The organism is Candidatus Hydrogenedentota bacterium, from assembly GCA_012523015.1.
Lineage (GTDB): Bacteria > Hydrogenedentota > Hydrogenedentia > Hydrogenedentales > CAITNO01 > JAAYBJ01.
The window spans coordinates 1-2862 of record JAAYJI010000244.1; the positions used below are offsets into that span (position 1 = coordinate 1).

Here is a 2862-nt window from a genome sequence, read left to right on the forward strand (position 1 = left end):
ATCCAGTCGGATACGACCGATATTCATATTGAGCCTTTTGAAGACAGTTTGCGCGTGCGCTATCGTATTGACGGTATTTTGCACCAAGCCCCGACGCCGCCTTCCATTCGCGGATTTCATGCGGCTATCGTTTCCCGTATCAAAATCATGGCAAACCTGAATATTGCCGAGAAGCGCTTGCCCCAAGACGGTAAGATTATGGCGGCTTTTGGCGAGCATCGCTACGACTTGCGTGTTTCCATTTTGCCCACTCCTCACGGGGAAACTGTGAACATCCGTATTCTGAGCCGCTCGTCAATGGCGTTGACCATGGATCAGTTGGGCTTTTTGCCCGAAGATATGCGCCTTTTCAATACGTACATTACCCGGCCCCACGGCATCATCTTAGTTACCGGTCCCACCGGAAGCGGTAAAACGACTACGCTCTACGCCGCCTTGGCAAAATTAAATAGTATAGACCGCAAAATCTTGACCATTGAAGATCCTATCGAATACCAGCTTTCCGGTATTTCCCAGATGCAGGTTCAGCCCAAAATCGGTTTCGATTTCTCCATGGGGCTGCGTTCCATGTTGCGTCATGACCCCGATATCATGCTGGTCGGGGAGATACGTGACTATGAAACCGCGGAAATGGCGATTCGTTCCAGTCTTACAGGCCACCTTGTATTGAGCACCTTGCACACCAACGACAGCGCCGGCGCTGTGACCCGTCTAATCGATATGGGCATTGAGCCCTTTTTGATTTCAAGTACCATGATCGCATCTGTTGCGCAGCGCTTGGTTCGGCGTATTTGCAGCCAGTGCGCCGTCGAATATGAACCGGACATGAAATTGGTGGCCGCAGAATTCGGTATCAGCGACGCCGAGATTGCGGGTGTGAAATTTCAGCGCGGCGAGGGATGCGAGGCATGCCGCCACACGGGCTACCGGGGCAGAATCGCCATTTATGAAATGATGACCTTTACCGACAAAATCAAACAGATGACTGTGGACCGTGCCACAGCCGTGGAGATAAAACAAGAGGCACTGCGGCAAGGTATGAAAACCTTGCGCCGTTCAGGATGGCAGCGTGTTGCCAACGGGGAAAGTACGCCGGAAGAGGTGTTACGCCTCACCTCAGACACGGACACCGTTACCACGGAAAGCGAAGTTGCTCATGGCACAGTTTGAGTATGAGGTAAAGAAGGGGCCGGGTCCCACCACCAAAGGCGTTATTGAAGCGGAAAATCAGCGTGCCGCAGTTGCGCGTCTGCGCGACATGGGTTTTTTCCCCATACGGGTTGAGCCCTTGGTCGAGCAAAGCACCAAAGACAGCCTGCGCGAGGCGCTTGTTCGCATTCGCATCAAGGATCGTAATGTATTCCTTCGTCAATTGGCGAATTTGAGCGAGTCCGGCATGATGATTACCCGTGCGCTGCGCACCTTGGTAGATCAGACCGAAAACCCGAAGCTGTCGAAGATTGTCGACCAACTGCGCGATGATGTCCAAAAAGGCTCCGGCCTCGCTGATGCCATGGAAAAACATCCGGAAGTATTTCCGCCCATGTATTGCAGCTTGGTTCGTGCCGGGGAAACGGGCGGCATGCTCGAAGAAGTGCTGTGGCGTATTTGCGCCTTTGGTGAGCAAGAAGAAGAATTGCGGGGCAAAGCCGTTTCCGCCATGATTTACCCCATCTTTCTGCTTATCATCGGAACCGCGGCCATTTTTATTCTCGTCTCTTTCGTGTTCCCCAAATTTGTCAAAATATTTGAGGATTTTAATGCGGAACTGCCGCTGCCTACCCGCATGGTTATGAGCCTCTGCGATTTTATGGGACATTGGTGGTGGGCGGTGCTGCTGGGTATTATCGGGAGCATCGTCTTGCTGATCCGCTACTATCGAACGGAGCCCGGACGCAAAAGATTCGATGCCTTTTTTTTGCGCGTACCTGCAGTGCGTACGCTGATTGTTAAGTATGAAATGGCAAAATTTACGCGCACGCTGGGTACCTTACTGGATAATGGTGTGCCCGTTTTGACCTCCCTCAAAATCACGGAAGAGACTATGAGCAACCGACTCATACGCGGCAGTGTAGGCGAGCTGCACACCGGCGTCACAGAAGGCGAAAGTCTCAGCGAGTCCATGCGTGACGCCCTCTTTTTCCCGCCCATGGTTATCTCCATGTTTGCCATTGGTGAGGAGAGCGGACGTATCGGCTCCGTTTCCAAACGTATTGCCGATGCCTACGATCTGGAAGTAGACCGCGCTGTGAAGGCATTAACAGCGCTCTTCGAACCCTTGCTCATCGTCATTATGGGCATCGTCATTGGTTTTCTCGTAGTTGCCATGCTTCTGCCTATGCTTACGCTCAGCAGCACCATCGGCGCCTGATCCAACCAATAACAGGTGTTTAAAGACTTAATCTCCTTATGCCCCCTCCTTCCTTATCCCCTAGAGCTTTTTACTCTTTTTTCGGAAATCACGCAACACCTCTTTGCACTCAATAAAGAGAAAAAAAAGCGTAGATTTTATGTTTTAAAAACTTGTTTCGTGTATACTTATATTAACAGGATGACGTGCATTATTGTTGATTTCTTCCCTTATTTTTTTCCATTGCAATTGTACCGCAACTTAAGGAATTCAAGATCATGAAACGCTTTCTTTTCACCGGCAATACCGTCCCTAAAACAGTACGAGTTGTTATCACAGTATGTTTTCTTCACACCGTGGTACTTGCTGCCGCTTGGGGCGATTTGCTAGACCTCTATGAGAGTGACGGAATCTTACGGGATCTTATTGTTATTGAAGGCGATTTAGTTGAGATCAACACAGGCAGTAGTCCTCCCTTATTTACGGTGGACGCTTCGCCCATCGGATACCTC

Annotated in this window: 3 protein-coding genes; all 3 read left to right on the plus strand. The window is 50.5% G+C overall.

The features are described from left to right. Positions 1 to 1170, plus strand: a 1170-nt coding sequence (locus GX117_10610; protein ID NLO33788.1) for a type II/IV secretion system protein, incomplete at its 5' end; no start/stop codon positions are given. Next, positions 1157 to 2371: a type II secretion system F family protein gene (locus GX117_10615; protein ID NLO33789.1), complete on the plus strand. Its 1215-nt coding sequence runs from the start codon at positions 1157 to 1159 to the stop codon at positions 2369 to 2371. The genes GX117_10610 and GX117_10615, both read left to right, overlap by 14 nt. 257 nt (positions 2372 to 2628) lie before the next feature. Further along, on the plus strand, positions 2629 to 2862 hold a 234-nt coding region (locus GX117_10620; protein NLO33790.1), incomplete at its 3' end, for a hypothetical protein.